Here is a 26,932-nt window from a genome sequence, read left to right on the forward strand (position 1 = left end):
GCAGGACGATGGCCGGCGCAAGGCGGCTAAAATGGTAAACGGCGCTTGTCCGGGACACGCGCCTGGCTCTAATTGTCGCCAACCATAATGGGCTCAAAGAGGAAACCGATGGATCGCCGCAACTTCATCGCCGGATGTCTCGGGTTGCCGCTGTTGGCGCAGGCGGGCGGATCGCAAGCGCAGGCCGGGCTGACAAAGATGATCTTCCCGTTCGCGGCGGGAGCGGGCGGCGACACGCTGTGCCGGCTGATCGCGCAGGAGATGGCGCCGGCGCTGCAACGGACCATCGTCGTCGAGAACCGTACCGGCGGCGACGGCCTGATCGGTATCAAGGCCGTGAAGGGCGCGAGTGCCGACGGCAGCATGGTGCTGGTGACGACCGGGCCGACCATGTACCTGCTGCCGATGGTGGAGACGACGCCGAGCTTCGACACGGCGAAGGATTTCATGCCGGTGTCGCTGTTGGCGCGGTTCGAATTCGCAGTCGTGATCGGCCCGGCGATTGACGCTGCCGATTTCAAGTCATTCGTGGCGTGGCTGAAGGCGCATCCGGACAAGACGTCGTTCGGGGTGCCGAGCAACGGCACCATTCCGCATTTCATGGGCTCCAAGCTCGAGAAGGATCTCGGCATTCCCTTGACCCGCGTGCCCTATCGCGGGAGCGCGCCTATCCTCAACGATCTCATCGGCGGCCATCTGTCGTTTGGCATCGTGACATTGGCCGATGCGCTGCCGCAGCACCGCGCCAAGGGCGTGAAGATCATCGCGGTCGCGAGCGCGGAACGTTCGCCGTTCGCACCTGAGGTTCCGACGCTGAAGGAGAGCGGCATCGATCTCGTCGCGGATGCCTGGTACGGCATGTGGCTTCCCGCCGGCAGCCCGCCGGACTTCGCCAGCAAGCTCGGCGCCGCCGCGAGTGCCGCGCTCGCCAGGCCCGAGGTGAAGGAGAAGCTCACCGCGATCGGGCTGATCCCGGTCGGCAGCACCGCGGATGGCCTGACCAAGGAGCTCGCCGCGAACACGGCGTTCTGGCAGCCGATCGTGAAGGCGACGGGGTACAAGATCGAGAATTAGGCCTAGCGTCCAACTCTATCCCCTCATCCTGAGGAGCGCGCTCTCGCGCGCGTCTCGAAGGATGAAAGGCCCGGCTGCGAGCGGGGGCCTTCATGGTTCGAGACGGCGCTGTCGCGCCTCCTCACCATGAGGGTTTTAGAGCTTCGCGCGTTGCGCGATCCCGTCCTTGATCGACGCAAGCTCCGCCTCATCCCAGACGCCGATCAAAATGCCGCCCTTCACCTGGAGCTGGTTGTCGGCATAATTCGCGATCTTCTCGCGCGGCGTGGTGATGTGGTCGTTGGGATGCAGGGCCCAGTCGAACAGCTCGGCCTGAAGGCGCGCGATGATGCCGGCGCACTCCGGATCGTCGCCGCGATCCAGAAACTCGTCCGGATCGGTTTCGAGATCATACAGCATCGGGCGGAAGCCGGAGGCGTGGATGTACTTCCAGCGGCCGTCGAACACCATGAACAGGCGGCAGCGCTCGATCGGCTGGTTCAGCTTCAGCCGCACATCCTGCATGGCGTAGTCGTATTCGGAGAACGCCACCTTGCGCCAGTCGGACGGCCTCTCGCCGCGCAGCAGCGGCAGCAGCGAGCGTCCTTCTAGGATGTGGCCCGGCACCTTGCCGCCGAAATAATCGACGAAGGTCGGCGCGAGATCGATTCCCTCGACCAGCGCGTCGCTGCGCGTGCCACGCGTGGCGTCGGCTTCCCCGGAGGGATCGATGACGATCAGCGGAATTTTGGCCGACTGTTCGTGGAACAGATCCTTCTCGCCCATCCAGTGATCGCCGAGATAATCGCCATGATCCGAGGTGAACACGATCATGGTGCTTTCCAGCAGGTCGCGTTCCACCAGGAACTTCATCAGCACGCCCATCTGGTCGTCGATCTGCGTGATCAGGCCCATATAGGTCGGGATCACCTTCTCGCGGGCCTCGTCGCGCGCCATGTTGCGGGAGTAGCGCATGTCCATGTAGGCGCCGAACACCGGATGCGGATTCTGGCGTTCGCGCTCGGAGCGGATCGCCGGGATCATGTCATCCGCCGAATACATGCTCGCATAGGGCTCGGGCGCGATATAGGGCCAGTGCGGCTTGATGTAGGACAGATGCAGGCACCACGGCCTGCCGTCGGTCTCGGCCTCGCTGATGAAGTCCATCGCGCGCCGCGTCATGTAGGGCGTCTCAGAGTGTTCGTCCGGCACGCGCGCGGCCTTGTCGGCATGCACCAGGAGCCAGCCGTTCTGCAGGGAGCCGTCGTCCGCTGCGCCTGAATTCGCCCAATGCTCCCAGGGATTGGTCGCTTCAAAACCTTGCTGGCGCAGGTACTCATCGTATTTCGGGCGCGGCCGTCCCGTCGGATGCAGGCCGTCGTCTCGCTCATAAGGCTCGAACCCGCATTCGGTGACGTGCACGCCGATCATCGATTCCGGCGGGATGCCGAGCGCCTTCATGCCCTCGAGATCGGGCGCCATGTGGGTCTTGCCGACCAGCACGTTGCGCACGCCGATCTTCTTGAGGTGATCGCCGAGCGTGGGCTCGCCGACGCGCAGCGGCCAGCCGTTCCAGTGCGAGCCGTGCGAGCGCATGTAACGCCCGGTGTAGAACGACATCCGCGACGGGCCGCAGATCGGCGATTGCACATACGCCTTGCTGAAGAGCACGCCACGCTTGGCCATGGCGTCGATGTTCGGGGTCTTCAGCGTGGGATGGCCGGTGCAGCCGAGATAGTCGTAGCGAAGCTGGTCGCACATGATCCAGAGAACGTTCTTCGCGCGCGCCATGCTTCGCCCCTGCCGTTTCTTGATTTTTTAATGCTGCGCTATCGCGGTCGTGATGACAAGCCGCGATGCGCGTGCCCGCGGCCGCGCACTCCGCTGTCGTCCCTGCGAAAGCAGGGACCCATAACCCCAAGACGTAGTTTTGCGAAGGCTCGTTGTTCGGTACTACAACCATCCGCAATCGAAAGATCACGCGGTATGGGTCCCCGCTCCCCGTGCGCAATTGCGCACTAGGCGGGGACGACCGTGGGGAGAGAGATCAGGCCGACCACGGCTCCGCTTCGGCCGCGCTCTTCGCCTTGGCCGATACCGGGGCCTCGCCGATCACTTCGACAAGCGCGCGCAACGCTTCCTTCACGCCGTCGCCGGTGATGCCGGAGAGCAGCAGCGGTGTCTTCTTGGCGGCGCGCTTCAGCCGGTCCTTCTGCTTCTTCAACTCGTCCGGCCCGACCGCGTCGATCTTGTTCAGCGCGACGATCTCGATCTTGTCGGTGAGCAGCCCGCCATAGGCGTTGAGCTCGTTGCGCACCGTCTTGTAGGCCTTGCCCGCGTGCTCGCAGGTCGCATCGACGAGATGCAGCAGCACGCGGCAGCGCTCGACATGGCCGAGGAAGCGGTCGCCGAGGCCGGCGCCTTCATGCGCGCCTTCGATCAGACCGGGAATGTCCGCCAGCACGAATTCGCGGCCGTCGGAATTCACGACGCCGAGCTGCGGATGCAGCGTGGTGAAGGGATAATCGGCGATCTTCGGCTTCGCCGCGCTGACCTTGGAGAGGAAGGTCGACTTGCCGGCATTGGGCAGGCCGACCAGGCCGGCATCCGCGATCAGTTTCAGCCGCAGCCAGATCCAACGCTCCTCGCCGGGCTGGCCGGGATTGGCGTTGCGCGGCGCGCGGTTGGTCGACGATTTGAAATGCGCGTTGCCGAAGCCGCCATTGCCGCCCTCGGCCAGCACGAACTTCTCGCCGACATCAGTGAAGTCGTGGATCAGGGTCTCGCGGTCCTCGTCGAAGATCTGCGTGCCCACGGGGACCTTCAGCACGATCGCCTTGCCGTTGGCGCCATGACGGTCCGAGCCCGAACCGTTCTCGCCCTTCTGGGCCTTGAAATGTTGCTGGTAGCGGTAGTCGATCAGCGTGTTGAGGCCGTCGGCGACCTCGATGACCACGTTGCCGCCGCGGCCGCCATTGCCGCCGGAAGGACCGCCGAATTCGATGAACTTCTCGCGGCGGAACGCCACGCAGCCGTTCCCGCCGTCACCGGAGCGGATATAGACCTTTGCTTCGTCGAGGAATTTCATGGGCCATAGGTAGGGCAGGCGGTCCCGCGCGGCAACCCGGACTTATCCCTGAATCGGCCGAATTTCCGCGAATTTGACCCCGTGCTTAACCCGCAGGCCGTCTCCGGATCAGGAACTTCTGCATTCCCTCCAGCACCAGCTCCTTGCGCTGGTTGAATACGGTGCTTTTGAGCGTCACCGCGCCGGTCGTGCGACCCGGCACCAGCTCCGTGACCTCGAGCGCGGGATAGATAGTGTCGTCGGCGAACACCGGTTTGAGGAACCGGCTCGATTGCTCGAGGAAGCCGACCAGGGAGTCCTCGACCATGAACGGAAACAGGCCTGCGCCGGGCGCCGTGTGGATCAAGGTCTGGAAGCCGTGGGCGAGCAGATGCGGCATGCCGCGGCTGCGGCAATATTCCACGTCGTAATGCACGGGATGGGTGTCGCCGCTCGCGGTCTGGAAGGCGGCGAACACCGCCGAGGTCTGGGTGCGGCTCGGCAGTACGAAGCGCTCGCCGACCACGAAATCCTCAAACCAGCGTTGCGCGGGGATCATGCGATGCCGGGTCGGGTCGAATTCGGTCATGTCCATGCTCTCTGGTTCGGGAGGCGCCTATCGCTATCGCGCCGCGAAGAGTGCGACAATCCGTTCAATCAGCAGATGCGGGCTTGTCCGGCGCGCCCACGTGATTAAAACGGCGCCAATGCCCTTCTTCAAGAATCTCTCCGCCTATGACGACCGCTCCGCACGCCTGGCCGGCATTGCGCTGATGGTGCTGTCGATCTTCATGTTCTCGTTCGGCGACGCCATGGGCAAGTTCCTCGTCGGGACGTATTCGGTGGGGCAGCTCTTGTTCCTGCGCGCCTGCGCGGCGCTGCTGCTGCTGTCGCCGCTGGTCTGGCGGCAGCGTCACCAGTTCCTGCATCTGGAGCGGCCGCGCCTGCAGCTGTTTCGCGTCGTGCTGTCGACGCTGGAAGTGGCCGCTTTCTTCCTCGCGACGGTCTATCTGCCGCTCGCCGACGTCATCACTTATTATCTCGCCGGCCCCATCTTCGTCACCGCGATGTCGGCGATCTTCCTCGGCGAGAAGGTCGGCTGGCGGCGCTGGACGGCGATCCTGATCGGCTTCTGCGGCGTGCTGATCGCGTTGCGGCCGTCGGCCCAGACGGTCAGCCTGCCGGCGCTGATCGCGCTCGGCGGCAGTCTGTCGTTTGCGACCCTGATGCTGATCACGCGCAGCCTGCGCAAGACGCCCGACATCGTGATGGCGTCGTCGCAATTCATCGGCACGTTCTCGCTGGGTGCCGTGCTGTCGGCATTCCACTGGGTGCCGCCGACACCGGGCAGCCTCGCGATCTTCGCGCTGGCGGGTTGCGTCTCGGTGACGGCGCTGTTCTGCGTCAACCGCTCGCTCAAGCTGGCACCGGCGAGCGTCGTGGTGCCCTATCAATATTCGATGATCGTCTGGGCCGTGATCTTCGGCTTCGTCGTGTTCGGCGACGTGCCGTCGATTGCCACCATCATCGGCGCCGCCATCATCATCGGCGCCGGGTTCTACATTTACTTGCGCGAACGCGATCTCGGCCGCCCGAGCAACGAGGTGAATCCGCCGGCGTAGCTCTTACCCTCCCCTGGAGGGGAGGGTAAGCAACTGCGCCCTACCTCATCCGTCTCGCACTGCTCCAGTTCTTCAGCGACGACCACACGCCGCGTGACAGGCGGAAGCAATCGACCGGCGTGGACGAGCCCAGCGCGAGGAAGCGATGCAGCTGGACGCCGCTCCACTGGAAGCCGCACTTCTCCAGCACGTTGCGCGAGGCCGGATTGGTGACGCGCGCACCCGCATAGAGATGATCGTCCTCGAACTCCTCGAAGAAGAAGTCGATCGCGCCGCGCGCGGCCTCGGTGGCAAAGCCCTGGCCCCAATGCTCGACGCCGAGCCAGTAGCCGAGCTCGGCATTGTCGGGCGTGGAGCGGTCGATACCGACCATGCCGACCGGCCCGGTGTCGTGCTCGATCAGGAACACGGTCTCGCTGCCGAGCGCGGCGGTGGCGCGGACGAATTCGACGGCGTCGTCCTGCGAATAGGGGTGTGGAAGGCGGCGGGTGTTTTCCGCGACACGGCGGTCGTTGGCGAGGTGGGCGATGGTCCTGACGTCGGCGAGAGTCGGGCGCCGCAACGTCAGCCGCTCGGTGGCGACGACGCTCGGTCTCGCCTCCCGCAAGGTCACGCTCGAGAAATCCTGCAACATGTCCGGCTCCGTCAAAGTCACTAAGTGAAAAGTGAGCAAGTCAAACGAAAGGGGAGGCCGGTTTCCCTGCCTCCCCTGGAGCCGTCTTGTGGACTCCGCCGGTTCGGTCAAGGACCCGGCGGACTCCAAATTTGGTCCACCGTCTATTCAGCCGCCTCGGCGATCGGGAGTACCGATACGAATGTGCGGCCGTTGGCTTTGGCTTGGAACGTGACGCGACCCTCGATCTTGGCGAACAGAGTGTGGTCCGTGCCCATGCCGACATTAAGGCCGGGATGCCAGGTGGTGCCGCGCTGACGCGCAATGATGTTGCCGGGAATCACGACTTCGCCGCCGAACGCCTTGATGCCGAGGCGCTTGCCCTTCGAATCGCGACCGTTGCGCGATGAACCGCCTGCTTTTTTATGAGCCATGGCTCGTCTCCAAAATCCTGCGTACTTCTAGATCAATTCCTTGACGGAATCATTTCACAATTTCTCACGCATCAATTCGTGATTGCGCGTGATCAAATTATGCGGCGGCTTCTTCGGTGGTCGCTTCCTTGGCGACCTTCTCCCGCTTCGGACGCGGGCCCTTGGTGGGCTTGGCGCCGTCCGTCAGGATCTCGGAGATACGGAGGACCGTGATCTCGTCGCGATAGCCGCGCTTGCGGCGCGAATTTTTGCGGCGGCGCTTCTTGAACGCGATGACCTTCGGCCCGCGCTTGTGGTCGAGCACCTCGACCGCAACGGACGCGCCTGCGACCGTCGGGACGCCCAGGACCGGCGTGTCACCGCCGAGCACCAGCACTTCATTCAGCTGTATGATCGAGCCGACTTCGCCTTCGATCTTGCCTACTTCGAGAACATCATCCGGCACGACGCGGTATTGCTTGCCGCCGGTTTTGATGACTGCGAACATCGTTTTTTCTCCGTGTTCAAATCCCGGCCTCGCGACGAGAATCGTCCGGGCCGGCTTTTTGTCAGTCGCTATGGGTTTATGCGCGTTTTGTGCGGGCGGGAGTTATCCCTTTGAAAACCCACGCAAAAACAAACAGCGCGAGAAACGCCCCGCGCCGGTTGCGGGACTTATAGCCGCCGGACGCCGCAAGTCAAGGAAAACCACCGGAAACAGCCCGGATTTGAAGGATTTGGGCCGTCGGCCGGCCCGGAATCGAATCTCGGCCGGCGCTGCAACCAACGGGTTCCCGCGCCGTTGTCCCGGCCGGAACAGGTAACCGGGCAGGGCTTTCATGGCAACGGACGAACTGGTCAAGACGACGACGGGCATCGCCGCCCACGGTGCGGCGCGGCTGCCGTCGGTGGACATCGACAGCTTCAACATCGAGATGAAGGACGAGGACGGTTTCCTCGGCGACCGCGCCAGCAAGGGCGCATTCCGCGAAATCCTCGAGCGCTGGCGCAAGCCGCTGCGCAAGTCCGGCGAGGATCCGTTCGGCAAGGAGCCATCGGATGAGATCAGCAAGAAGACGCTGGACGCCATCCTGATCGGCGACGACACCGAGGCCTGGGCCGTGGTGCATAGCGCCATCGAGGACTTTGCCCAGGAGCTCGCTTACGTCACCCGTCGCTTCCTCAAGAGCAAGGCCTGGGCGAAGACCGAGCGCATCGTCGTCGGCGGCGGCTTCCGCGATTCACGGCTCGGCGAGCTCGCGATCGCGCGCACCGGGATCATCCTCAAGGCCGAGGATTTCAAGATCGACATGGTGCCGATCCGCGCCCATCCCGATGAAGCCGGATTGATAGGCGCGCTGCATCTGGCGCCGTCATGGATATTCGAGGCCCATGACAGCATCCTCGCCGTCGACATCGGCGGCACCAACATCCGCTGCGGCCTGGTGGAGACCGGCTGGAAGAAGGCCAAGGACCTCTCCAAGGCCAAGGTGGTGAAATCCGAGCTGTGGCGTCATGCCGATGACGAGCCGACCCGCGAGGGCGCGGTGAAGCGGCTCACCAAGATGCTGAAGGGGCTGATCACCGAGGCCGAGAAAGACGGCTACAAGCTCGCGCCCTTCATCGGCATCGCCTGTCCCGGCGTGATCAAAGAGGATGGCGGAATCGAGAAGGGCGCACAGAACCTGCCGGGCAATTGGGAGAGCAGCAAGTTCAACCTGCCGGCGAGCCTGATCGAGGGCATCCCCGTGATCGGCGAGCACGACACCGCGATCCTGATGCACAATGACGGCGTGGTTCAGGGCCTCTCCGAGGTGCCGTTCATGCAGGACGTCGATCGCTGGGGCGTGCTGACCATCGGCACCGGGCTCGGCAATGCCCGCTTCACCAACCGCCGCAAGGACAACGGCAACGGAAAAGACCGGGATTCTACTGAGAACGGCAAGAAAAAGGGCAAGGCGGACAAGGAGTAACCTTGACTGGTTAGGTTAAGGACTGGATTGCGTTGCGGCGCACACGACACTCGCTACGGTCGAATCGTCGCCTCACCCTGGCCGGCGAAGCCGCCCTTCCCAGCCAGTATTTCAATGAGCGGCACGGGACCGCCAGTGTTTACCGCGTCTGGCGGTCCCACCCGTTCTTCAGACGTCCCGCTTCAGCTCCAGCCAATCCGCTGAAAGAACGCCGCAATCTCCGCGGCCGCGCGATCCGGATCTTCCCGATGCGGGAAGTGGCCGACGCCCGGAAACATCGCGAGATCGAGCGCGCTGAACGTCTCGCCGAGACGATCGGTCCAGGCATAGGGAAACAGCGGGTCGTGCTCGGCCCAGCGCACGCAGGTCGGCACGTTGATCGGTGCCAGCTGCGGGGCATCGCCCTTCATCATCGCGACCCGCCCGGCATGCGAGGCGCGATAATGCGCAAAGCCGCCGGCGAGATTGCCCGCCTTGAAGAAATTGTCGGCGAAGGCGTCGAGCACGTCGTCGAAGGCGTCCTTCCGATGCGCCCAACCCTTGAGGAAGTGACTGATATAGAGCCGGCAGCTCTCGCGGCTCGCGCCGACGAGCGCGGGCGCCATCTCCATCTGGTGGAAAGATTGATACCAGATGTGGTTGAGCCGATCAGGCGCCGCCATGCGCGGCCCGATGCCGGGATAGACGAAGTCGAAGAAAAACAGCCCCGCGAGCCGCTCGGGCGCCTGCCGGGCCAAAGGCTGCATCACGGCGCCGCCGACATCATGGCCGACCACGGCGAATCGCTCGATGCCGAGCCCGTCCATCAGCGCCAGCATGTCCGCCGCATGGCCGTCCGGCCCAAAAGGCCCGTCCGGCTTGTCGCTGTCGCCGAAGCCGCGCAGATCGGGCGCAATCAGCATGAAACGGTCCGAAAGCCTGGACATCACCGGCTCCCAGGTCAGCCAGAATTCCGGCCAACCATGCAGCAAAAGCAGCGGTTTGCCGCTGCCAGCGCGGACCAGGTGGAAATCGGCGCCATTGGCCTTGATGGTGAGATGCTCCACGGCAGTTCCTCCCGGCGGTGAGAGCGCTTTCGAGCGAAGCGGACCCCGGTTCGCCTCAAGAAAACGCGTCAAAACAAGAATCTGGAGCCCCGCTCCGATTCATCGGACCGAAGACGGCTCAAGGGCAGGCTGAAAGAGGCAGCGGATTTTCCCCTTTCGCGCCTTGTCTGGCCCGCCATCCTCGCCTATTAACGCCCCCAACCACAGGGGCCCTGCTCCTACCATGGCGCCTTCAGGAGAGGTGGCAGAGTGGTTGAATGCACCGCACTCGAAATGCGGCATAGGTGCAAGCCTATCGGGGGTTCGAATCCCTCCCTCTCCGCCATATCAAAGCGACTTTGAGAACTCCCACCAAGGACAGTCTCTCTGCGTCCCAGCAGCCTCTGCTGTCGTCCCCCCGGGGACCGCAATCTGACACCGCACTTGCGACTGGCTGCCAAGCTTCTCCACAATGCCCCTCGTGACGACCCGCCCGAGGATCATTCCGGATGACGGCTAAAATCGATCTGCTGACGCTGCAATTGTTCGTGGCGATCGTCGAGGAGCAGAGCATCGCGAAGGCGGCGGAGAAGAAGAACATCGCGGCGTCCGCGGTCAGCCGCCGCGTCTCGGATATCGAGGACCTGTTTCAGGTCGAGTTGCTGCATCGCCATTCGAAGGGGATCGAGCCGACACCGGCCGGCTTCGCCCTGCTCGAGCATGCCCGCATCATCCTGGGTAACCTGAGCAAGCTCGAGAGCGAGCTGACGGGATACCGGCAGGGCAAGCGCGGGCTGATCCGGATCTGCGCCAACAAGTCCGCGATCCTCGAAGCCCTGGCGGACGAGCTCAGCCTGTTCCTGGAGCGGCATCCGCTGGTCCACATCGACATCGAGGAGGATCTCAGCCCCGCGATCGTGCGCGCGGTGGTGGAGAACCGGGCCGACATCGGCATTTTCGGGGGCAACATCGACGGACAGGATCTGGAGTTGCTGTCCTATCGCAGGGACAGCCTGGTCGCGCTGGTCACGCGCGACCACCCGCTGGCGGGCCGCAGCAGCGTTCGCTTCCGCGAGCTGGTGGATTTCGACTTCGTCAGCCTGGAGAAGGGCAGCTCGATCGAGACGCTGTGCGTCATGGCCGCCGCGGCCCTTGGGCAGCACCTCAAGGTGCGCATCCGCGTCAGCAGTTTCGATGCGCTGTTCCGCGTCGTCGATGCCCGGATGGGGGTCGGAATCGTGCCGCTGGAGATCGTTCGCGACCGCTACGGCGTCGACAGTCTCGTCACCGTCCCGCTCGATGAGTCCTGGGCGCGCCGCGACCTGGTCATCGGCGTGCGCGATTACAAGTCGTTGCCTTCGGTCACGAAGCTGCTGGTGGAGCATTTGCGGACCCATGATGATGCGCGTCTCACCACAGGCGGTGTCTCCGACCGGCTGACGGTCGTGCGCGGCAGAAGCTAGCATCGCTCGTGCGAGAGGCCAGCCATCGCCGGCCGCGATGGCACCCTGCTCAACCGTCACTGCACATTTCCGCGACGGACTTCTATCCTGCTTCTCAAGCTCGCTGTCGGTCGGCATGATCGGCGGCAACACGGCACATCAGATGCCGAACAGGGGAGGACGGATCGTGGACACGCGTGGCCGCACGCTGCTGGCCAAAATCTGGGACCAGCATGTCATCGCCCATGTCAGCGATGACACCGATCTGCTTCACGTGGATCGCCATCTGCTGCATGACCTCGGCGGCTCCAGCGGCCTGATCAATCTCAAAAGCCGCAACATTCCGGTCCACAATCCCGAACTGACCTTCGCCACGCCGGATCATGCGATTTCGACGGCGTCCGGGCGTGCCGGCACGATCAAGACCGGGTGGGAGCTGTTGGCGGCGTTGCGGACCGAGACATCGGCAAGCGGCATCCGGCTTTTCGACCTCGACCAGCCCGGGCAGGGCATCGTCCATGTCATCGGGCCGGAGCTCGGCCTCAGCCTGCCCGGCTGCCTGATCGTCTGCGGCGACAGCCATACCTGCACCCATGGCGGGCTCGGCGCGCTCGCCTTCGGCATAGGCTCCAGCGAGCTTACGCATGTGCTGGCGACCCAGACCATCATCCAGCGCCGGCCGAAAACCATGCGCGTCACGTTCGACGGCCGGTTGCCGTTCGGCGTGACGGCGAAGGATCTCATCCTCGCTCTTATCGGCCGTGTCGGCGCCGCCGGCGGCACCGGTTACGCCGTCGAATATGCCGGCAGTGCGATCAGGGACATGCCGATCGAAGGGCGGCTCACCATCTGCAATCTGTCGGTCGAGCTCGGCGCCAAGATGGGGCTGATCGCGCCGGATGAGACGACGTTTGATTACATCCGCGGCCGTCCCTACGCGCCGCAAGGCGAGATGTGGGAGCGGGCCGTCGCGGCCTGGCGGACGCTGCAGAGCGACAGCGACGCAATGTTCGATCGCGAGGTGTCGATCGATGTCGGAACCATCATCCCGCAGATCACCTGGGGCACCAGTCCGGAACATGTCCTTGGTGTCGATGGCCGCATCCCGGATCCCGCCGACATCGCCGATCCCGCGCGCCGCGGCGCCATCGAGATCGCGCTCGACTATATGGGCCTGAAGCCCGGTGCGCCGATCGCCGGCACGCCAGTGGATTGGGTCTTCATCGGCTCCTGCACCAACAGCCGCCTCAGCGATCTGCGTGCCGCGGCCGAAGTCGCGCGCGGCCGCAAGGTGGCGCCGGGCGTGCGGGCCTGGGTCGTGCCGGGGTCGGAGACCGTCAGGCGCGATGCGATGGCCGAAGGGCTCGACAAGATCTTCATCGACGCGGGCTTTGAATGGCGCGAGCCCGGATGCTCGATGTGCCTTGCCGCAAACGGTGAAACCGTGCCGCCCGGCCAGCGCTCGGTGTCGACGTCGAACCGGAATTTCATCGGCCGGCAAGGGCCGCGTGCCCGCACCCATCTGGCAAGTCCGGCCATGGCCGTGGCGGCGGCCGTGTCCGGTGCCATCGCCGACGTCCGAACGATGGAGCGCTAGATGCCGCAAGCCTTCACCAAGCTGACCGCGACGGCCGCGCCGATCATGCGCACGAATGTCGATACGGACGTCATCATCAGCATCAACCGCATGATCGGAAACTCCGTCCGCGGCAGTCTCGGCAAATGGGCGTTCGGTTCGCTCCGCTATTTGCCTGATGGCTCGGACAATCCGGAGTTCATCCTCAATCGCGAGCCTTATCGCGCGGCGGAAATCCTGGTCACGGGTCCGAATTTCGGCTGCGGCTCGTCGCGGGAGGCGGCGGTGTGGTCGCTGCAGGAAATGGGCATCCGCGCCATCATCGGCTCCGGCTTCGGCGACATCTTCTTCGCCAATTGTTTCCAGAACGGCATCCTGCCTGTCGTGCTGGACAAGGCCGTCATCGATGGCCTCGCCGCGGAGATCGAAGCGAGCCAGGGCGCGGGGCGCGTCAGTGTCGACCTCAAGGAGCAGACCGTCACCTCGCCATCGGGCGTGCGGCACGTCTTCGAGATCGATCCGCGCCGGCGTGCGGGTTTGCTCGAAGGCTTAGATGAGATTTCGCTGACGTTGCGGCGGGACCACGAAATCCGCGCATTCCAGGCATCCGACCGCGACGCGCGGCCGTGGATTCACTTTGCAGGACATCAGGCAGGGCAATTGGCATGAACACGCTCTCGAACATGATCAAGGTCGCCGTGGTCGGCGGTGAAGGCATCGGTCCTGAAGTGACCGACCAGTCTCACCGCATTCTCAAATGGTTTTCGGCGAGGCGCGGCATTCCCGTGGCGCTGCGCGAAGCGCAATACGGTCTCATCCCCTATCTCGCGACGGGCAAAGTGTTGCCGGATGATACCGTCGAGGCGATGGAGGAGGCGGACGCCATACTCTGGGGCGCGACAGGTGGTCCCGAAACCACTGAGGTCCCTCCGGCGGCGCGCAAGGCGGGAAGCCTGCTGTCGCTGCGCAGCAAGTACGACCTCTATGCGAATCTCCGGCCCATCGTCGCCAATCCCGCGCTGGCGGATTCCGCGCCGCTCAAAGCCGCGGTGCTGAAAGACGTCGACTTCATCATCATCCGCGAGCTCACCAGCGGTATCTATTTCGGCGAGCCGCGCGGCATCGAAACGCTGCCCGATGGCCAGCGCCGCGGTTTCAACACCCAGCAATACACCACCAGCCAGATTCGCCGGGTGGCGCGAACCGCGTTCGAACTGGCGCGGACGCGCAAGGGCCGGGTCTGCTCCGTCGACAAGGCCAATGTGCTGGAAACCAGCGTGCTGTGGCGCGAGGAGGTCACTGCGCTGCATGAAGCGGAATTCTCCGATGTGGAGCTGACACACCTCTATGTCGACAACGCCGCGATGCAGATCGTGCGGGCGCCGTCGCAGTTCGACGTCATGGCGACCTGCAATATCTTCGGCGACATTCTCTCCGATTGCGCCGCGATGGCCTCGGGCTCGCTCGGCATGCTGCCGTCGGTCTCGCTCGGGCCGCCGGACCGGCTGGGCCGCCGCAAGGCGCTCTATGAACCGGTCCACGGCAGCGCGCCTGATATTGCGGGCAAGGGCATCGCCAATCCGCTCGGCTCGATCCTCAGCGTCGCAATGATGTTGCGCATCACCCTCAATCGGCCCGATGATGCCGTGCTGCTGGAGAAGGCCGTGGATACGGCGCTGGCTGCCGGCGCAAGAACGGCCGATATCGCCGAACCCGGCGCAAAAAGACTTTCGACCCAGGAGATGGGCGATGCGGTTCTGAACGCGCTCGACAAGGTGGTCGGCAAGGAGAGGGAGCACGCGTGATGAGGACTCGGGTCACCAGACGGGCCGCGTTGACGATCGTCGCCGGCGCCGGTGCGTCCATGGCGACGGGGCGGGCGTGGGCGGATACCCCGTCGGGCCGCGTGATCTATCCGGTGGCCATTCCGGTCTATCAGTCTCAATTCGTCGCCGACCGGGCCGGGTTCTTCAAGGAGGCCGGTCTTGACTGCAAGCTGATCCAGGGCGGCAGCGGGGTGAAGACGCGCGAGATCATCGCGTCGTCCCAGGGCGATATCGGTATCGGCGACATCACCCACCCGATGCAGCTCAGCAATCACGGCCGCAGCGCGCGGGTCTTGATGCCGGTCGATACAAGAAGCAACGCGGCGATCTTCATCATCCGCAAGGATCTGTTCGATCAGGGCATCACCACCCTGGAGGCGCTGGCGAAGTGGAAGCGGCCTGACGGACGAAAGCCGATCGTTTCGGTGTCGTCGCTGGGCGGCACCAACCACGTCTGGGCGTCCTACTACATGGAAACCATGGGGCTGGACGACAAGGTGACCTGGATCGGCACCGGCAATGTCGACACCATGATGGGCACGTTGAAGACGAAGCAGGTCGATGTTCTCATCAACTCGCCTTCGATCCTGAAGGATTCGGTCGAGCAGGGCTGGGGCGCACTGTTGTTCGATGGAACGGACGAGGCGGTCTGGGCCAAGTATATCGGCGGCAAGGTCCCGGTGACGTCTCATTTCACGCTGCAGGCGACCATCGACAAGGACCCGCAGAAGATGCAGGCGTTCGTCACGGCGCTGTGGCGCGCCACCCTGTGGATCAAGGGGCACTCTCCCGAAGAGATCTACGATATGATCGAGCCTTACGTCGGAAGCACGTCGCGCGATGCGAATATTTTCGACAGCGGCGTCATGAAGAAGGTTACCGATTACGAAGGCATCATCGATGCCGCCAGCTTCGCGCGCGGCCAGAAGGTCTGGTTCCGTGAAATGACCGGCATCAAGCCGCTCGCGATGGCCGATGTCGTCAACACCAGCTTCATCGAAGCGGCACGCAAGGCCTATCCGGCTTGACGATCCAGGCCTTACACACGCCGCACGTCGATGCGCCGCCTGAGACGCGGCGCATCGACGTGCGCGGTTTGTGCAAGACTTTCCAGCTGGCGGGTACGGCCATCGAGGCCGTGCGCGACGTCTCCTTCAATGTCCGGCGCGGCGAATTCGTCGCCCTGCTGGGGCCATCCGGCTCGGGCAAGAGTACCGTCCTCAACATGATCGCAACCCTGGTCAAGCCGACCAGCGGTCAGATCCTGATTGATGGTACGCCCGTCGTCCCCGGACAGGCGACGCCCAATGTCGGCTATGTGTTCCAGCGCGACACCCTGTTTCCCTGGCGCACTGTCGCCGACAACATCGGCTACGGCCTCGAACTGGCGGGTGTCCCGGCGGCGGAGCGAAAGGATCGGGTCCGTGCTTGCCTGGCGCAAGCCGGACTGCAGGATTTCGACAATGCCTATCCCTCGGCACTGTCGGGCGGCATGCGCCAGCGCGCCGCCTTGATGCGAACGCTGGTCGTCGAGCCGCAGGTTCTGCTGATGGACGAGCCGTTCGGCGCGCTCGACACCCACACCAAGATCGACATGCACGATGTGCTGCTGCGCATCTGGGAACGCGAGCAGCAGACCGTGCTGTTCGTGACCCATGATCTCGGCGAGGCCCTGACGCTGGCAGACCGCATCATTCTGTTTTCCGCGCGGCCGGGCCGGATCAAGGAGAGTTTCGAGGTGGATTTCGCCCGCCCGCGCAATGCCGTGAAGATCCGGGAGACGCCGCGCTATGCCGAGCTGTTTCAGCTGATCTGGCACTCGCTCGGCGAGGAATTCATCAAGGGCCGCAAGCCATGAGGCGCGCGCGCCGCCCCGGCAGAACGTTCGCATGGCAGATGTTGATCTGCGTTGGCTTCCTGTCGATCTGGCAGTGGGGGTACGATCTGCACGGCCGCCTTCCCTGGCTGGTGCCGGATCTGCTCGACCCCTATTTCGTGTCCAAGCCGTCCGACATCTTCGAGCACTTCCTGATCCTGAGCTGCCTCAAGTCCAAGCTCGGCGTGTTCAACGGCTGGTTCAATGGTGAATTCGCCCGCTGAATGGCGCGATCCGAGAACAATCTCTGGATCGCGACCGCCGTCACCCTGAAGAACACGTTCTTCGGCTTCGTCACCGGCGTCAGCAGCGGTTTTGCCGCGGGCCTCGTGCTCGGCCGTTCGGATCGGCTCAGCGCGATCTTCCAGCCGTTCATCACGGCGGTGAATTCGATCCCCCGTATCGCGCTGGCGCCGATCATCGTGCTGGCCTTCGGCATCGGCGATACCTCGAAGATCGTCACGTCGTGGATCGTGGTCGTCTTCCTGGTGTTCTTCAATACGTTCGAAGGGGCGCGCTCGATCGACGAGGGCTTTGTCAACGCAGCGCGGCTGCTCGGCGCCAGCGAGTGGCAGATCACCCGCACCGTGGTCATCCCCTCGACCATGGCCTGGGTCTTCGCCTCGCTGACGCCTGCGATCTCCTTCGCCCTGATCGGCGTGATCGTCGGCGAGTTCATCGGTGCGGAGCGAGGAATCGGTCGCCTGATCATCGAATCCGAGGCGCGCGCGGAGGCATCGGGAATGATGGTCGCCGTCGTCGTGCTGATGCTGGTCGGCGTCGCGCTGTCCGCGTTGATCTGGCGATTGCAGGCCTATCTGTTGCGCTGGCAGCAGCATAATCTCGCGGAGTAGCCCGAGCAGCGGCCTGCGGCGTTGATCACGGCCCCGCCAGCACCATCCGAGCCGTCGCCACAAACGCCTGCGCCGCCGGCGACAGCGTCCGTCCCTGACGCTGCAGCAGCGACACCGGGCGGGTGATCGCCGGGCGTATCAACGGTCTTGCGATTAGTGTCGGGAATTGGTCGGCGGGCAGCATCGTCGCGGGGAGGATGGCGAGGCCGAGCCCTTGGGCTGTCATGGCGAGCGCGGTGTTGATCAGCGTGACCTCATAGGTTGGAGAAAGGTGCTTGCCCTGCGCGCCGAGGGCCTGATCGATCTGCATACGAATTCGCGTCTCGCGCCGCATCGCGATGGTCGGAAGCTGCGCCAGCTCGTCCCATGTCAGCGCGCGCCGCGCGGCGAAGTCGGCGGTGCGACGGCCGATCGCGCTCAGCCGGCCGCGGGTCAGCGTCTCGATCGTCATCTCCGCGAACTCACCCTCGACGCTGCCGATCGCGAACTCGGCATCGGTTGCGATCAGGCGCGGAATGAGGTCGTCGGCGGCGACGTCGCGCATGTCGATGTCGATCTCGGGATGGCCTGCGCGGAATTTCGCGAGAACCTGCGGCAGCAGTGCCGAAGCGGCACCCGCCGACGCGACGAACGCGACGCGGCCGGCGCGCGCCTGCGCGAGGTCATGCATGCGCCGTGACAGGCCCAGCGCATCGCTCAACATGCGCTCGGCGGCGTGAAAGGCCTCGTCGGCGGCCAGCGTCGGCTGCACCGAACGCGTGGAGCGGTCGAACAGTTTGACGCCGAGCTGCACTTCGAGTTGCTGGATCAGGAGGCTCGCGGCCGATTGCGTGATGCCCAGCTCGCGGGCGGCCCGCGTGATGCTGCGCGTGCGATACACGCCAGTGAAGGCCCGCAATTGTCGCAAGGTGACATTCATCGGAAAAGCTCATGAATTGATGAGTTCTTTCCGACTTATCGCATAAGACAGCCTGCAATAAAATGCATGCTGCGCGGGCAACGAATCCGCGATGATGCAAGGGGATGGAAACGAGCATGAGGACACAGGTGCTGGTTGTGGGCGCCGGGCCCGTGGGACTGACCGCGGCCATGGATCTGGCCTCGCGCGGGATCGACGTCGTCGTCGCGGAGATCCGCCACGCCGGCGATCCGCCCAGCGTCAAATGCAATCATGTCTCGGCGCGCTCGATGGAAATCTTCCGCCGGCTCGGCGTCGCCGCAAAGCTGCGCGACGCGGGCCTGCCCGCCGAGTTCCCGAACGATTGCTCCTACCGGACCACGGCGACCGGCATCGAGCTCTGCCGTATCGACATTCCCTCGCGCGCGCGCCGCTACAGCGCCACCGGCGGCCCCGACACCTGGTGGCCGACGCCCGAGCCGCCGCACCGGATCAACCAGGTCTATCTCGAGCCGATCCTGTTCGGCCACGCTGCCGCTCAGCCGCGCATCACCATTTTGGCGCGCACGGAAATCACCGATATCGAGCAGGACGACGATCGTGTGGTCGCGCTGGGTCGCGACCTCGACAGTGGAAACGCGCTCCGCATCGAAGCCGACTTCGTGGTCGGCTGCGACGGCAGCCGCTCGCCGGTTCGCAAATCGATCGGCGCCAGCCTGTCCGGCACACCGGTGATCCAGCGGGTGCAATCAACCTTCATCGAGGCGCCGCAACTGAAGGAGTTGATGGGCGCGCACAAGCCGGCCTGGATGGTGCTCTCGCTCAACCCGCGCCGCTCCGGCACGACGGTTGCAATCGACGGCAACGACCGCTGGCTGATCCATAATCATCTGAGGCCCGACGAGCCTGAGTTCGACTCGGTCGATCGCGACTGGTCGATCCGTGCCATCCTCGGCGTCGACGAGCGGTTCGAGTACAAAATCCTCAGCAAGGAGGACTGGGTCGGGCGCCGGCTCGTGGCCGACCGCTTCCGCGACCGCAGGGTCTTCATCTGCGGCGATGCCGCGCATCTGTGGATGCCCTATGCGGGCTACGGCATGAATGCGGGCATTGCTGATGCCGTCGATCTCTGCTGGCAATTGGCGGCGCATCTGAACGGATGGGCGCCGGCTGCGATCCTTGATGCCTATGAGGCGGAGCGTCAGCCCATCACCGACCAGGTGTCGCGCTTTGCCATGGACCATGCGATGAAGATGATGGCGCAGCGCGGCGGCGTGTCCACGGAGATCGAGGATGACACGCCGCGCGGCCACGCGGCGCGCGCTTCGCTTGCGAGAGCAGCCTACGATCTCAACGTGCAGCAATATTGCTGCGCGGGCCTCAACTTCGGTTACTACTACGACGCCTCGCCGATCATCGCCTATGACGGCGAAACCCCGCCGGCCTACGCGATGGGAAGCTTTACGCCCTCCACCGTGCCGGGCGCCCGCGCGCCGCATGTCTTCTTGCGCGACGGACGATCGCTCTACGATGCTTTCGGAGCGGGCTACACGTTGCTCCGGCTCGACCCGACGATCGATGTGGCGCCGCTGCTCTCTGCCGCAGAACAGCGCGGCATGCCGCTTGCGCTGGTCGACATCGCGTCGGATGAGGCGAATGGGGCCTATGCCGAGAAGCTCGTGTTGGCACGACCCGACCAGCACATCGCCTGGCGCGGGCAGGCCGCGCCCGAAAATCCAGAAGGCCTGCTGGCGCGCATCACTGGTGCTGCGGCGTGATCGAATAGCAGGCTGCCTGCCGACGGCACGGCAGCCTGGTCGTGCCTACAAACAAGAATACGTAATGGGGGAGGAGAAATTGTTTCACGTTGCAAGGCGCCGCATTCTGGCCGTGCTGGCGGCCGCGACTTTCGCCGTGTTGCCGCTGGAAGCCGGCCGCGCGGCCTATCCGGAGCAATTGATCAAGATCATCGTGACCTTCCCGCCCGGCGGCAGCGCCGACACCGTCATCCGTGCGCTCGAGCCGCTGGTCACCGCGGAGCTCAAGCAGAGCCTGGTGATCGAGAACCGTGCCGGGGCAGGGGGCAATATCGGCATGGCCGCGGTGGCCCAGGCCAGGCCCGACGGCTACACGCTCGGCGTCGCGCCGGCGGGTGCGCTGACGGTGAACCCGCACCTCAATTCGTCGATGCCGTTCGATCCAAAGGATCTCGCGCCGATCACCCTGCTAGCGGAAATTCCCTTTGTGCTGGTCGCGTCCGCGGACGTGCCTGCGCACAATGCAACAGAGACGATCGCGCTCGCCAAGGCAAAGCCGGGCGCGCTGTCGATCGGGCATGGCGGCAATTCGACGGCGATGCATCTGACGGCCGCGCTGTTCACGCAGAAGGCCGGAATCAGCATGGAGCTCGTTCCGTATCGCGGGACGGCGCCGGCAGCGGTTGATGTCCTTGCGGGACACGTCCCCTTCGCGGTGCTGGATATCCCCGCATCGAGGCAACTGATTCTCGAAGGCAAGCTCAACGCCGTCGGCGTCTCCTCGGTACGTCGCCTCCCATCCCTGCCCGATGTGCCGACCCTTGCCGAGAGCGGTATTGCGGGCTTTGAATCCGTGGGCTGGTTCGGGCTCGTTGCTCCCTCAGGCACGCCTGCGGACGTCATCAGCAGGCTGAACGAGGCTTTCACAAAAGCCCTGAAAGACCCGGTGGTGGCCGAGAAAATCCGGACCCTCGGCGCAGAGCCCGCGCCGACCTCGCCGGAGCAGTTCGGCCGCTTCATTCAGAGCGAGAGCACGAAATGGGGCAAGCTCATCAGCGAGGCCGGCATCAAGGCGAACTAGGCCGTGTACCTATAAACCCGGTGCGACCTGTGACTGGTGGCTTCGTCCGCTTTGCTCCTATAACCGAAACCACCATGATCGCGGCGTGCTAATCGAACCTCGTGGTGCCAAACGGAGGCCGTATGAGTCAGTTGAGGTCCATGTACCCACCCATCGAGCCCTATAGCGCTGGCGTCCTCGACGTTGGAGAAGGCCACCGGGTTTATTACGAACGGGTGGGGACGCCGGGCGCGAAGCCGGCGGTCTTCCTGCACGGCGGACCGGGCGGAGGTTTGTCCCCTGAACATAGGCGTCTGTTTGATCCCAATCGATATGATGTCATGCTCTTCGATCAGCGAGGATGTGGGCAATCAACTCCGTATGCGGGGCTCGAAGCGAATACGACTTGGCATTTGGTATCGGACATCGAGCGCTTGCGTGAACTTGCAGGCGTCGATAAATGGCTCGTGTTCGGTGGCTCGTGGGGATCGACTCTCGCGTTAGCTTATGCAGAAACGCATCCCGACCGCGTCAGCGAGCTTGTTCTCCGTGGCGTCTACACCGTCACCAAGGCGGAGCTGCAATGGTACTATCAGTTCGGCGTTTCAGAGATCTTTCCGGAGAAGTGGGAAAAGTTCCAGGCACCGATACCCCTGAGCGAGCGAGGCGACATGATTGCGGCGTATCGCAGCCGGCTGACGGGCGACGATCGAGCCATCCAGCTCGAGGCAGCCAAGGCTTGGGCTATTTGGGAGGGCGAAACGATCACGCTGCTGCCTAATCCAGCATTCTCGACATCGTTTGGCGACGACCAGTTTGCGCTCGCGTTTGCGCGATTGGAGAACCACTATTTCGTTCACGATTGCTGGCTGGAGGATGGGCAACTTCTGCGCAACGCTCACCGCATCCGCGGTATCCCGGGAGCCATTGTTCACGGCCGCTACGACATGCCCTGTCCAGCCCGATATGCGTACGCGCTGCATAGGGCGTGGCCTGAAGCCGCATTCCATCTGGTCGAGGGTGCAGGTCATGCTTGGTCGGAGCCAGGTATCCTCGATCAACTGGTGCGCGCCACCGATCGCTTCGCGACAGCACTATGAAGAGGGCAACGACGAAGTCGGAATAAATCCGGGCGCAGAAGAGGAGAATCATCCGTTGGCGGCGGGCTGGTCTCTGGGGCCGCATCATCGACACGCTGGGTGCTTGCTACTCCACGTAAGAAGAGCGTCTGCGACACGTCGATTGTCCGCGTGCATCAGCACGGAGCGCTTCTTCAACAGGATCAAGTAATGCCGTCGTGTGGCGACGCGTTATGACACGCTTGCCGCCAACTATCTCGCCTTCGTCCAACTCGCTTCAATCAGGCTATGGCTCGGCGCTAATGAGTCCACGTCCCAGGCCTTCCTCTCCGCCGCTCAAGCTTGCTTGTTCTGACGGAGCTGTGACGGCCAGCCGATCCTGACCAGGGTCTCGTCCGGGTCCGACAGCGCAAACTCGTACATTCCCCACGGCGTGTCCTCCGGCCCCCGTCCGTTGGCCAACTCGCCCGAAAACTCTCGCGCGAGTTCGTCGACGGCCTCGGTGTAGAGATAGAGGCCGAACGGGTTGCGGCCTCTGATCAGCCAGCCTTCGACGGCATCGGTGAGATGGAGATGGCCGCCCTTTCCATCGGAGAGGATGCGATAGCTGTCCTCACCGTCCTCCGGCTTGTCGCCGTCCGCGCGCGTAAAACCGAGCCGGGCGTAGAATTTCTCCGAGGCGGCGAGGTCGTTGCAGGGAAGGATGGACGTCAGTGCGTGAGTTGGAGGCATGCGAATCCCTTTGCGTTAGACCGCCGATACGTGGGGACGGAAGGTTCAAAGTCGTCACGGCCCGCCGTCCCGACCAGCTTGCGTCCTTTTGAAGACGACCTTATAACCTCGCGCAGGTGCCGAAAGGGCGCCTTCCCGCACAAGAGGCTCTCACCCTTCGAGAGGTTGTCCGTTTTCTTCCGGCGGTACGGTCCTTCGATCGGCATCCGGGAAGGCCAACGATGACGAGCCCTTTGTTCGGCAATAGCGGGAGTGTCGGACGCCTCACTGGGGTTGTCATGAACACCGTATTCTCGTCGGGCGCTGCGATGCTCGAATTCCCAAGCACGTGCGATGAATTGTTGCGTGAAATCAAAATTCGCGCGCGGTTACGCTTGAACGATCTGACCAATGAATCGCCGGATGTCATATTCTACGCACGCTGGATATCGAGGCGGCGACGCTGGGCGTGGCCCGCGAAATGGAAGTTCCCGCGCTCGGGAACGCGCAGACCATCGGGACTGCATTGCAGTCGACCAAAGTACAGCTCGTGATCCTGGACGGCCTGACCCATGAAGCCGAACTGAGTGCGGTCGATCTCGTCCTGCCTCGAGTTCGTCAGTTTCTGCATGGCGGGTCATCATCATGACGGCCGGTGACTTACTCGGTTCGACCGTGAACGCGAAGCCGCTGTCGCGGGGGGGCACGCGCCCGGTGCCCCCGCGACCAGAGCGGTGACAGGTTGAACCTGCTACCGTCGCGGCCCGACCAACAGCATCCCGCCAGCCGGCAGGGAGCGAGGTGTTTCACGACGATGTTCGACAAAACCTACCGGCAGCGCCTCGAGGCTGATCTTTCGCAGTGGGAAGCCGACGGCGTGATCGCGCCGGCGGCTGCCACCTCCATCCGCAGCGCGCTGCCGCCGCTCTCGCCCGGCATCAACATCGCCGTCGTCGTTGCCATCGTCGGTGGCCTCTTGATCGCAGCCGCCTTCCTCGCCTTCGTCGCGGCGCACTGGACGGAGATCCCGCGGCTGCTGCGGTTCGCGATCCTGATCGCCGGTATGATCGTCGCCGGCGGCCTCGGAGCGTGGTTCGCCGCGACGGGCCGCAATGTTCTCGCCGATCTCTGCGCGAGCATCGGTGCGATCATCTTCGGCGCGGGCATCGCGCTGGTCGGCCAGATGTATCATCTCGGCGAGGACTTCGCCGGCGGCATGCTGCTGTGGTCGATCGGAGGATTTGCCGCCGCACTGCTGACCGGATCGCGCGGCGCGCTTGCGGTCGCGCTCGTCGCGGCCTGCATCTGGACCTGCATGCGCAGCTATAATGCGCCTGATGTCCTGCATCTTCCGTTCGTGGCGGTCTGGTTGATCGCTGCCGCGCTCGCGCTTGCATGGAATTCCCGCGTGGCGGCCCATCTCGTCGCGGTCGCGCTGCTTCCGTGGTGGATCGCGATGTCGCTCCGCTTCGAGCTCGACGGTGCCCAGCCGTCGTTCGTGCTCGCGAACGGCGCCGCCTTGCTGTTCGGCGCCGGGCTCGCGATCGCCGCTGTGCCGTCGCCGAGGGCGCTGCGCCTCGGAATGGTCCTGTCGATCTACGGAGCGTTTTCGCTGGCCGCCGTCGCTTGCCTGGAGGTGACAACGGTCGACGACATCATCCGCTTCCGGAACAGCACGGTGCCGGCCCAGCCGCTTTGGGCGGTCCTGTGCGGGGCCGCGGGCGTGATCCTCGCGCTTGCGTCCGCCGGCATCACCAGGCGTGCAGGTGAAATCCTTGCGGCATGTTCGATCGGGCTGGTCCTGCTCGCGGCGCCGATCTGGCCGGCATCCACGGCCGGCGAGCCCTGGTTCGCCTATGCCGCGCTGCTCTGCGCCATGCTGTGCCTCGTTGTCTCCGGTGTGCTCGACGATGTGCGTCCGCGGATCGTTGCCGGCTGGCTCGGGATCGCCGGCGTCATCGCGGGCATCACCTGGGCGGTAAAGGGCTCGCTGCTGCGCCGCTCGGCCTTCCTTGCCGCGGCCGGTGTGATTGCCGTCGTATTTGCCACCGCGCTCAATCGTGCGCTGCCGAGGGCCCAGCGATGATGGAGTTGACCGCGTCCGTGACAAAACTCTGGCAACGCATCCCGAAAGCCGTGCTGTTCGGTGTCGCCGTCCTGCTTCAATGCGTGCTGCTGGTGCTGATGGTCGCCGATCGCATGCAGATCCTGCGCGAAGGCCGTGAGGTGACGTTGCAGACGCAGCCGGTCGATCCCCGCGATCTCTTGCGCGGCGACTATGTCGTGCTCCGCTACGACATCTCGCAACTGCCGGCGGGCACGCTCGCCGGCCAGCCGGCGGCCGAGCGCAAGCCCGTCGTGTTCGTCAAGCTCGCGCCGAATGCAAATGGTCTCTACGAGGCCGTCTCGGTGCATGCCGAGCCCGTCACGGTCACGGCTCCCGAAGTGCTGATCCGCGGCCGCGTCTCCTATTACGGCGGAACCTGCGGCTCGGGCCCGCACGTCTTCTGCGAGAAATTGGCGATCAAATACGGTCTCGAAAGCTATTTCGTGCCCGAAGGCGAGGGCAAGAAGCTCGAGCAGGCCCGCAACCAGCAGAAACTCCGGGTCGTCGCCGCCGTACTCCCCTCAGGCCGCGCCGCCATCAAGCGCCTGCTGCTCGACGGCGAGCCGGTCTATGAAGAGCCGTTGTACTAGGCGCTGATCATTTGGCTTTCAGCGCCCGCCGCAGCACGTCCCACATCCGCGGATCGCTCATATGCGCTACGTTGAAGCGCAGGAAGTCCGATGCCGTCTGCGACACGCTGAAGACGTTGCCCGGCGCGAGCACCACATCCTCCTCGAGCGCGGCGCGCGCGACGGCGGTGGCATCCTGTCCGCCCGCGAGGCGGCACCAGAGGAAGAAGCCGCCGCGCGGCATCAGCCAGGGCTCGATGCCCAGCGCCTGAAGTTTTCGCGCGACGTCGCGGCGCGTGCGCGTGAGCTTCTGCCTGAGCTCGTCCATGTGCTTGCGATAGCTGCCGCCGGCCAGGACCTTGGCGATGATTTCGGTCGCCACCGGGCTCGGGCCGCCAAAACTGGTCGCGACCTGGAGGTCGACGAGGTGCTCGATCCAGTCGGCTCGCCCTGCGATGTAGCCGCAGCGCACCGAGGCCGACAGCGTCTTGGAGAAGCTGCCGATGCGGATCACGCGGTTCAATCCGTCGAGCGCGGCAAGGCGCGGCGAGCGCTCCGGTTCGAAGTCGCCGAAGATGTCGTCCTCGATGATGGTGAGGTCGTGCGTCGCGGCCGCAGTCAGAAGCCGGTGCGCGGTCTGGAGCGAGATCGTCGCGCCGGTCGGATTGTGCAGCGCTGAATTGGTGATGTAGAGCCGCGGCCGCTCAGTCGCGAGGATCTGCTCGAAGCGCGCGATATCGGGGCCCGACGGCGTAAAGGGCACGCTGACGATCTTCGCCTGATGCGCCCGCAGCAGCGCACGAAAATTGAAGTAGCAGGGATCGTCGACCAGCACGGTATCGCCGGGACGGAGCAGGAAGCGGCAGATCAGGTCGGTTGCCTGCGTGCCTGACCCGGTCAACATCAAATGGTTGATCGATGCCTCGATCGCGTCTTCGGCGAGGCGCGTGAGCAGCAGCCGGCGCAGGGCAGGGGAGCCGCTCGTGCTGCCGTAATTGGTCAGCACGCTCGCGTCGGTGCGGGCAAGCGCGCGGGTGGCGCGGCGCAACGCCGCCTCCGGCATCCACTCCGGCGGCAGCCAGCCGCAGCCGGGTTTTGGTACGGCATCATCCGTGTCGAGCGATTGTCGGGAAACCCAGAACGGATCAACTTCCCGGTCGCGGCGGGGCTCGACTTCGGTCAGCGCCAGCGGCGGGGTGACGGCCGATGAGACATAGAAGCCCGAGCCGCGACGGGCGCGGATCAGGCCGTCGGCGGCCAGCCGATCATAGGCTTCGACGACGGTGGACGGCGAAACACCCATTGTCGCGGCAAGGCTGCGGATCGACGGCAGGCGGTCGCCGGCACTGAGCGCGCGGGCGGCGACCTTGGCGCGGATCGCGCCCATCACGTCGCTGGTCCGCGTCCCGCC

At 64.5% G+C, this 26,932-nt stretch carries 27 protein-coding genes and 1 tRNA gene; 17 read left to right on the forward strand and 11 right to left on the reverse strand.

Annotation, left to right across the window (positions count from 1 at the left end; translation table 11 throughout):
- Positions 1-108: 108 nt before the first annotated feature.
- Entirely contained in the window at positions 109-1,074 is a 966-nt protein-coding gene (locus ABIB95_RS20370) for a Bug family tripartite tricarboxylate transporter substrate binding protein (RefSeq protein ID WP_354241492.1), read from the forward strand.
- A gap of 135 nt (positions 1,075-1,209) precedes the next feature.
- Here ABIB95_RS20370 and ABIB95_RS20375 read toward each other — a convergent pair whose 3' ends face one another.
- From ABIB95_RS20375 to ABIB95_RS20385, 3 genes are all read right to left on the reverse strand, one after another.
- On the reverse strand, positions 1,210-2,844 hold the full coding sequence (locus tag ABIB95_RS20375; RefSeq protein ID WP_354241494.1) for an alkaline phosphatase family protein: 1,635 nt from the start codon (positions 2,842-2,844) through the stop codon (positions 1,210-1,212).
- Between the two features lie 256 nt (positions 2,845-3,100).
- The gene (gene obgE / locus ABIB95_RS20380; protein ID WP_063980437.1) at positions 3,101-4,141 is read right to left on the reverse strand and encodes a GTPase ObgE; all 1,041 of its coding nucleotides are present in this window, start codon (positions 4,139-4,141) and stop codon (positions 3,101-3,103) included.
- An 85-nt stretch (positions 4,142-4,226) separates the two neighbouring features.
- Positions 4,227-4,709 (reverse strand): MaoC family dehydratase, encoded by a 483-nt coding sequence (locus tag ABIB95_RS20385; protein ID WP_085399717.1) that lies wholly within the window; start codon positions 4,707-4,709, stop codon positions 4,227-4,229.
- A 118-nt stretch (positions 4,710-4,827) separates the two neighbouring features.
- On the opposite strand from ABIB95_RS20385, the gene ABIB95_RS20390 reads away from it, so the two are divergent.
- Positions 4,828-5,742 carry a DMT family transporter gene (locus tag ABIB95_RS20390; RefSeq protein ID WP_041960617.1) on the forward strand — a complete coding sequence of 305 codons (915 nt, stop codon included), beginning with the start codon at positions 4,828-4,830 and terminating at the stop codon, positions 5,740-5,742.
- A 40-nt stretch (positions 5,743-5,782) separates the two neighbouring features.
- On the opposite strand, the gene ABIB95_RS20395 is transcribed toward ABIB95_RS20390, so the two are convergent.
- The 3 genes from ABIB95_RS20395 to rplU form a co-directional block, all read right to left on the reverse strand.
- A complete protein-coding gene (locus ABIB95_RS20395) occupies positions 5,783-6,376 on the reverse strand; it encodes a GNAT family N-acetyltransferase (protein ID WP_028149983.1) in 594 nt (197 codons plus the stop codon).
- Between the two features lie 143 nt (positions 6,377-6,519).
- Positions 6,520-6,789: a 50S ribosomal protein L27 gene (gene rpmA / locus ABIB95_RS20400; protein WP_011083253.1), complete on the reverse strand. Its 270-nt coding sequence runs from the start codon at positions 6,787-6,789 to the stop codon at positions 6,520-6,522.
- A gap of 97 nt (positions 6,790-6,886) precedes the next feature.
- Positions 6,887-7,276, reverse strand: coding sequence for a 50S ribosomal protein L21 (rplU, locus tag ABIB95_RS20405; RefSeq protein WP_063980440.1), 390 nt, complete (start codon positions 7,274-7,276; stop codon positions 6,887-6,889).
- Between the two features lie 331 nt (positions 7,277-7,607).
- On the opposite strand from rplU, the gene ABIB95_RS20410 reads away from it, so the two are divergent.
- Complete coding sequence (locus tag ABIB95_RS20410) at positions 7,608-8,741, forward strand: ROK family protein (protein ID WP_354241497.1); 1,134 nt, start codon at positions 7,608-7,610, stop codon at positions 8,739-8,741.
- Between the two features lie 182 nt (positions 8,742-8,923).
- Here the strand turns inward: ABIB95_RS20410 and ABIB95_RS20415 are convergent, their stop codons facing one another.
- Positions 8,924-9,787 carry an alpha/beta fold hydrolase gene (locus ABIB95_RS20415; RefSeq protein WP_354241499.1) on the reverse strand — a complete coding sequence of 288 codons (864 nt, stop codon included), beginning with the start codon at positions 9,785-9,787 and terminating at the stop codon, positions 8,924-8,926.
- Between the two features lie 235 nt (positions 9,788-10,022).
- Between ABIB95_RS20415 and ABIB95_RS20420 the strand changes: the two genes are divergently transcribed.
- The 9 genes from ABIB95_RS20420 (at position 10,023) to ABIB95_RS20460 (ending at position 17,340) form a co-directional block, all read left to right on the forward strand.
- A tRNA-Ser gene (locus tag ABIB95_RS20420) sits at positions 10,023-10,112 on the forward strand.
- Between the two features lie 163 nt (positions 10,113-10,275).
- Positions 10,276-11,229, forward strand: a complete 954-nt coding sequence (locus tag ABIB95_RS20425; protein WP_354241501.1) for a LysR family transcriptional regulator — start codon at positions 10,276-10,278, stop codon at positions 11,227-11,229.
- Between the two features lie 142 nt (positions 11,230-11,371).
- Positions 11,372-12,805, forward strand: coding sequence for a 3-isopropylmalate dehydratase large subunit (gene leuC, locus ABIB95_RS20430; RefSeq protein ID WP_502917847.1), 1,434 nt, complete (start codon positions 11,372-11,374; stop codon positions 12,803-12,805).
- Entirely contained in the window at positions 12,806-13,453 is a 648-nt protein-coding gene (leuD, locus tag ABIB95_RS20435; protein WP_354241503.1) for a 3-isopropylmalate dehydratase small subunit, read from the forward strand. It begins immediately after the preceding gene.
- Positions 13,450-14,589 (forward strand): 3-isopropylmalate dehydrogenase, encoded by a 1,140-nt coding sequence (gene leuB / locus ABIB95_RS20440; protein WP_354241505.1) that lies wholly within the window; start codon positions 13,450-13,452, stop codon positions 14,587-14,589. Before leuD ends, leuB begins: the two co-directional genes overlap by 4 nt.
- A complete protein-coding gene (locus ABIB95_RS20445; protein WP_354241507.1) occupies positions 14,589-15,638 on the forward strand; it encodes an ABC transporter substrate-binding protein in 1,050 nt (349 codons plus the stop codon). Before leuB ends, ABIB95_RS20445 begins: the two co-directional genes overlap by 1 nt.
- A complete protein-coding gene (locus ABIB95_RS20450; protein ID WP_187387865.1) occupies positions 15,635-16,468 on the forward strand; it encodes an ABC transporter ATP-binding protein in 834 nt (277 codons plus the stop codon). Before ABIB95_RS20445 ends, ABIB95_RS20450 begins: the two co-directional genes overlap by 4 nt.
- A gap of 38 nt (positions 16,469-16,506) precedes the next feature.
- Positions 16,507-16,710 (forward strand): hypothetical protein, encoded by a 204-nt coding sequence (locus tag ABIB95_RS20455; RefSeq protein WP_354241509.1) that lies wholly within the window; start codon positions 16,507-16,509, stop codon positions 16,708-16,710.
- On the forward strand, positions 16,711-17,340 hold the full coding sequence (locus tag ABIB95_RS20460) for an ABC transporter permease (RefSeq protein ID WP_354241511.1): 630 nt from the start codon (positions 16,711-16,713) through the stop codon (positions 17,338-17,340). It begins immediately after the preceding gene.
- 25 nt (positions 17,341-17,365) lie between these two features.
- On the opposite strand, the gene ABIB95_RS20465 is transcribed toward ABIB95_RS20460, so the two are convergent.
- A complete protein-coding gene (locus tag ABIB95_RS20465; protein ID WP_354241513.1) occupies positions 17,366-18,259 on the reverse strand; it encodes a LysR family transcriptional regulator in 894 nt (297 codons plus the stop codon).
- Positions 18,260-18,375: 116 nt separating this feature from the next.
- Here ABIB95_RS20465 and ABIB95_RS20470 point away from each other — a divergent pair, with 116 nt between their 5' ends.
- From ABIB95_RS20470 to pip, 3 genes are all read left to right on the forward strand, one after another.
- Complete coding sequence (locus ABIB95_RS20470) at positions 18,376-20,016, forward strand: FAD-dependent oxidoreductase (RefSeq protein WP_354241515.1); 1,641 nt, start codon at positions 18,376-18,378, stop codon at positions 20,014-20,016.
- Positions 20,017-20,095: 79 nt separating this feature from the next.
- Positions 20,096-21,076, forward strand: coding sequence for a Bug family tripartite tricarboxylate transporter substrate binding protein (locus tag ABIB95_RS20475; RefSeq protein WP_354241517.1), 981 nt, complete (start codon positions 20,096-20,098; stop codon positions 21,074-21,076).
- A 122-nt stretch (positions 21,077-21,198) separates the two neighbouring features.
- On the forward strand, positions 21,199-22,155 hold the full coding sequence (pip, locus tag ABIB95_RS20480; RefSeq protein ID WP_354241519.1) for a prolyl aminopeptidase: 957 nt from the start codon (positions 21,199-21,201) through the stop codon (positions 22,153-22,155).
- A 315-nt stretch (positions 22,156-22,470) separates the two neighbouring features.
- Here the strand turns inward: pip and ABIB95_RS20485 are convergent, their stop codons facing one another.
- Both ABIB95_RS20485 and ABIB95_RS20490 read right to left on the reverse strand, forming a co-directional pair.
- On the reverse strand, positions 22,471-22,866 hold the full coding sequence (locus ABIB95_RS20485; RefSeq protein ID WP_354118498.1) for a VOC family protein: 396 nt from the start codon (positions 22,864-22,866) through the stop codon (positions 22,471-22,473).
- A 412-nt stretch (positions 22,867-23,278) separates the two neighbouring features.
- Positions 23,279-23,476, reverse strand: a complete 198-nt coding sequence (locus ABIB95_RS20490) for a hypothetical protein (protein ID WP_166057974.1) — start codon at positions 23,474-23,476, stop codon at positions 23,279-23,281.
- A gap of 183 nt (positions 23,477-23,659) precedes the next feature.
- Between ABIB95_RS20490 and ABIB95_RS20495 the strand changes: the two genes are divergently transcribed.
- Entirely contained in the window at positions 23,660-24,931 is a 1,272-nt protein-coding gene (locus ABIB95_RS20495; RefSeq protein ID WP_354241522.1) for a DUF2157 domain-containing protein, read from the forward strand.
- Complete coding sequence (locus ABIB95_RS20500) at positions 24,928-25,542, forward strand: GDYXXLXY domain-containing protein (protein ID WP_071908608.1); 615 nt, start codon at positions 24,928-24,930, stop codon at positions 25,540-25,542. The genes ABIB95_RS20495 and ABIB95_RS20500 overlap by 4 nt, the downstream gene beginning before the upstream one ends.
- 7 nt (positions 25,543-25,549) lie before the next feature.
- Here the strand turns inward: ABIB95_RS20500 and ABIB95_RS20505 are convergent, their stop codons facing one another.
- Complete coding sequence (locus ABIB95_RS20505) at positions 25,550-26,908, reverse strand: aminotransferase-like domain-containing protein (RefSeq protein ID WP_354241551.1); 1,359 nt, start codon at positions 26,906-26,908, stop codon at positions 25,550-25,552.
- Between the last annotated feature and the right edge of the window lie 24 nt (positions 26,909-26,932).

It is taken from the genome of Bradyrhizobium sp. LA2.1 (assembly GCF_040547725.1).
Taxonomy (GTDB): domain Bacteria; phylum Pseudomonadota; class Alphaproteobacteria; order Rhizobiales; family Xanthobacteraceae; genus Bradyrhizobium; species Bradyrhizobium barranii.